Source organism: Aeromicrobium sp. (genome assembly GCF_025965075.1).
Lineage (GTDB): Bacteria > Actinomycetota > Actinomycetes > Propionibacteriales > Nocardioidaceae > Aeromicrobium.
This window is the reverse complement of the sequence record NZ_JAOPXQ010000198.1, coordinates 1-3,948: the sequence shown is the minus strand read 5'-3', so window position 1 is coordinate 3,948 and position 3,948 is coordinate 1. Positions and strand designations below refer to the sequence as shown.

5 protein-coding genes and 1 pseudogene are annotated in these 3,948 nt (G+C 69.9%); 3 read left to right on the top strand and 3 right to left on the bottom strand.

The features are described from left to right. On the top strand, nucleotides 1–393 hold a 393-nt coding region (locus tag JWQ91_RS11990; RefSeq protein WP_297784219.1), incomplete at its 5' end, for a VTT domain-containing protein. On the opposite strand, the gene JWQ91_RS11985 is transcribed toward JWQ91_RS11990, so the two are convergent. Then, nucleotides 288–947, bottom strand: a complete 660-nt coding sequence (locus tag JWQ91_RS11985) for a TetR family transcriptional regulator (RefSeq protein WP_297784216.1) — start codon at nucleotides 945–947, stop codon at nucleotides 288–290. The genes JWQ91_RS11990 and JWQ91_RS11985 overlap by 106 nt on opposite strands. Before the next feature lie 85 nt (nucleotides 948–1,032). Between JWQ91_RS11985 and JWQ91_RS11980 the strand changes: the two genes are divergently transcribed. Together JWQ91_RS11980 and JWQ91_RS11975 are read left to right on the top strand one after the other, a co-directional pair. Continuing rightward, nucleotides 1,033–1,896, top strand: a complete 864-nt coding sequence (locus tag JWQ91_RS11980; RefSeq protein ID WP_366521381.1) for a 3-hydroxybutyryl-CoA dehydrogenase — start codon at nucleotides 1,033–1,035, stop codon at nucleotides 1,894–1,896. Nucleotides 1,897–1,901: 5 nt separating this feature from the next. After that, nucleotides 1,902–3,047: pseudogene (locus tag JWQ91_RS11975) on the top strand (acyl-CoA dehydrogenase family protein). On the opposite strand, the gene JWQ91_RS11970 reads toward JWQ91_RS11975, so the two are convergent. Both JWQ91_RS11970 and JWQ91_RS11965 read right to left on the bottom strand, forming a co-directional pair. After that, nucleotides 3,022–3,543, bottom strand: a complete 522-nt coding sequence (locus tag JWQ91_RS11970) for a MarR family transcriptional regulator (RefSeq protein WP_297784213.1) — start codon at nucleotides 3,541–3,543, stop codon at nucleotides 3,022–3,024. The pseudogene JWQ91_RS11975 and the gene JWQ91_RS11970 overlap by 26 nt on opposite strands. Before the next feature lie 103 nt (nucleotides 3,544–3,646). Next, nucleotides 3,647–3,948 (bottom strand): nucleotide-binding domain containing protein (locus JWQ91_RS11965; RefSeq protein ID WP_297784210.1); only part of this gene is annotated, 302 nt, incomplete at its 5' end.

The following is a 3,948-nucleotide window of genomic DNA, read 5'->3' as shown; positions in this document are numbered from 1 at the left end:
GAGCTGGTCCAGCGCCACGGGTTCTCGGCCGTGCTCGCCAGTCGGCTGCTGCCCCTCGTGCGTACCGTCATGCCGGTCGTGGCCGGAGCCGCGGGGCTCCGCTACCGCTGGTTCCTCCTCGCGTCGGTGCTCGGCGCCCTCACGTGGTCCGCGTTGTGGGTCGGCGCCGGGGCCGGGATCGCCGCGACCGGCGTCCTCGACGACCCCTGGCTCATCGGCGGGATCGTCGGCGTCGCGCTGGTCGCCGTCCTGGTCCGCACGCTCGTGCGACGCCGCCGGGCCGCGCGTCAGCGGGCACGGAGGGCCTTCTGCACGGCAGCAGCCACCTGCTCGGGGCTGGAGCCCGAGCGCACGACGACCACGGTGGTCTCCTCGGCCGGCTGCGGCGCCTGACCCAGCACGATCGTCATGGCGTGGCCGAAGTCGTCCTCGGGCACGGCGCTCTCGCCGCGCAGCCAGCGACGCAGCACGTGGTTGTGCGCCGTCACGATGGCCGAGGCCAGCAGCTCGGCACGCAGCTGGGCATCCGGGTCGCCGGCCCGCCAGCCGGTCAAGGCACGGGCGAACAGGCTCTGGTACTGGCGGATGCTCGCGATCTCCCGCGCCCGCAGGGCGGGGACGGTCGTGATGAGCCGGTAGCGGATGCGGGCCCGCTCGCCCTCACCGACGTAGTAGCGCAGCACCAGTCGAGCGGCCTCCGTGACGGCGACGTCGCTCGAGGCGGCGTCGCCGGCGTCGAGGCGGCTGGCGATGCGGGCCAGCAGGTCGTCGTGCTCGGGGAAGATGACCGCTTCCTTCGAGCCGAAGTGCCGGAAGAAGGTCGTGCGACCCACCCCGGCCGCCCGGGCGATGTCGTCGACCGTGGTGTCGTCGAAGCCACGGGCGTCGAACAGCGCGAACGCGGACTCGACGAGGCGTTCGCGCGCTGTCGTCGTCTCGGTGGCCACAGCCCGACGCTACTTGTTGGTATCGAGTATGGCCAGTACGGTACTGAGTACCAATAGTTTGACGTCCTAGCATTGTGGAGAGTTCATGGGCAGCATCGAGAAGGTCGGAGTCATCGGCGGAGGGTTGATGGGCTCGGGCATCACCGAGGTCGCCGCGCGTGCCGGCCTCGACGTCATCGTCATCGAGATCAGCGACGACGCGGCCAAGGCCGCAGCCGGGCGGATCGAGGGATCGCTGCGCCGGGCCGAGTCCCGCGGCAAGATCGAAGCCGGCGAGGTCACCGCGGTGCTCGAGCGGATCCGCTTCGAGACCGACCTGCAGACGCTGGCCGACCGCGACCTCGTCGTCGAGGCCGCCTCCGAGGACGAGACGATCAAGCTCGAGCTGTTCCGCAACCTGGGCCGGATCCTCACCAAGGACGACGCGATCCTGGCGTCCAACACCTCCTCGATCCCGATCGTCAAGCTCGGCGCCGTCTCAGGCCGCGCCCACCACGTCATGGGCGTGCACTTCTTCAACCCTGCCCCGGTCATGCAGCTCGTCGAGCTGATCCCGTCCCTGACGACGTCGACCGAGACCCTGGACCGCATGCGCGGCTGGGTCACCGCGGACCTCGGCAAGAAGCCGATCGATGCGACCGACCGCGCCGGCTTCGTCGTCAACAGCCTCCTGGTGCCCTACCTGCTGTCCGCGATCCGGATGTACGAAGCCGGCTACGCCTCGGCCGAGGACATCGACCGCGGCATGGTGCTGGGCTGCGGCCACCCCATGGGCCCGCTCGCCCTGAGCGACCTGATCGGCCTCGATACAATCAAGGCGATCGGCGAGTCGATGTACGACGAGTTCAAGGAGCCGCTCTACTCACCCCCGCCGCTGCTCGGCCGCATGGTCGATGCCGGCCTGCTCGGCAAGAAGTCCGGCCAGGGCTTCTACGGATACGAAAGCTGATTCCCATGACTGACATGTTCGCCCTCTCCGAGGAGCACCAGGCCATCCGCGAGGCCGTCCGGGCCGTCGCCGAGGACAAGATCGCCCCCCACGCCGCCGATGTCGACGCGCAGGCCCGGTTCCCGCAGGAAGCCGCCGACGCGCTGCTGGCCTCGGACTTCCACGCCCCGCACGTGCCGGAGCAATACGGCGGAGCCGGCGCCGACGCGCTCGCGACGGTCCTCGTGATCGAGGAGGTCGCCCGCGTCTGCGTGTCGTCCTCGCTGATCCCCGCGGTCAACAAGCTCGGCTCGCTGCCGGTCCAGATCGGTGGCGGCGAGGAGATCAAGGCCAAGTACCTCACCAAGCTCGCCGCCGGCGAGGGCGGCTTCTCGTACTGCCTGTCCGAGCCCGACGCCGGCAGCGACGCGGCCAACCAGAAGACCCGCGCCGTCCGCGACGGCGACGACTGGGTGCTCAACGGCGTCAAGCGCTGGATCACCAACGCCGGCGTGTCCGAGTACTACACGGTCCTGGCGCAGACCGATCCCGAGAAGCGCTCGAAGGGCATCACGGCGTTCGTCGTGGAGAAGTCCGACGAGGGCGTCTCGTTCGGCGCCCCGGAGAAGAAGCTCGGCATCAAGGGCTCCCCGACCCGTGAGGTCTACCTCGACAACGTCCGCATCCCCGGCGACCGCATCATCGGTCAGGTCGGCTAGGGCTTCTCGATCGCGATGAAGACCCTCGACCACACCCGCGTCACGATCGCGGCCCAGGCCGTCGGCGTCGCGCAGGGCGCCCTGGACTACGCGCTGGGCTACATCCAGGAGCGCAAGCAGTTCGGCCACCCGGTCAGTGACTTCCAGGGACTGCAGTTCATGATCGCCGACATGGGCATGAAGATCGAGGCCGCTCGCCAGATCACGTACGCCGCGGCCGGCCGGTCCGAGCGGGGCGACAAGGACCTCACGTTCTTCGGCGCCGCGGCCAAGGCGTTCGCGTCCGACACCGCGATGCAGGTCACGACCGATGCCGTCCAGCTGCTCGGCGGCTACGGCTTCACGTCCGACTACCCCGTCGAGCGCATGATGCGCGACGCCAAGATCACCCAGATCTACGAAGGCACCAACGAGATCCAGCGGGTCATCATCGCGCGTCAGATGTCGCGCTGAAGTCACCGGCGCCCACGCGCAGGCGCTCCAGCACATCCGTGATCGCACCCAGCTCGTCGGGCTGGAGCGGCTCGGTCCCGAACGCCTGCGTGTTGAGCGCATTCGTCGCCCCCTCCGCCGCCCGGCGTCCCTCGTCGGTGATCGTCGCCAACGTCGTGCGCCGATCGGTCGGATGCGGGGAGCGCACGGCGAGACCGCCCTTCTCCAGGCCGTCGACGAGGTTCGTCACGCTCGTGCGGTGCACCTGCAGGCGGGCGCCCATCTTGCCCAGCGGCAGCGCGCCGTTGCGGCTGAGGTACAGCAGCATCAGCGCCTCATAGCGCGGGAAGGTCAGGCCGAAGGGATCGAGCACGTCGTTGAGGCGCGCGATCAGGATCTGCTGCACGCGCATGATCGACGTCACCGCCTGCATCGGCGCGGCGGTGGCGTCCCCCCAGTGTTCGCGCCATTGACGGCCTGCCTCGGCGATCGGATCGAAGCCCAGGGAAGTGTTCACGGCGAACAGCCTTCCACAGCCGCCGCCCGCCGGGCGATCGGGCATCTGTGGTGCCCTCATTCGCATACATCAACGTCTCGCCTGCCGGCCTCTGCCCCTCCGCTCACCAACTGGCGTCGCGGAACTGCTCGAACATCGCCACTCCCCCGACCTGGCCGCCTTTCAGCAGGATCTCGAGCCCGTCCCATCGGGGCGAACGGGAGCGGAGCCGGCAGAGGAAGCCGGCGGGTACGACCTGTCCGCAGACCTCCAGGCCCCACGCGTCGATCTGGCCGACCGTGTAGCCGCAGGTGTCACCGCCGGCGATCAGCACGCGCGGGAGCCGGCAGCGCTCGCGCGTGGCGTCCAGCACCGCAGCGAAGGCGCGCCCGAGGGCCCGGTCGAGGTCGCCGGCGCGCAGGCCTT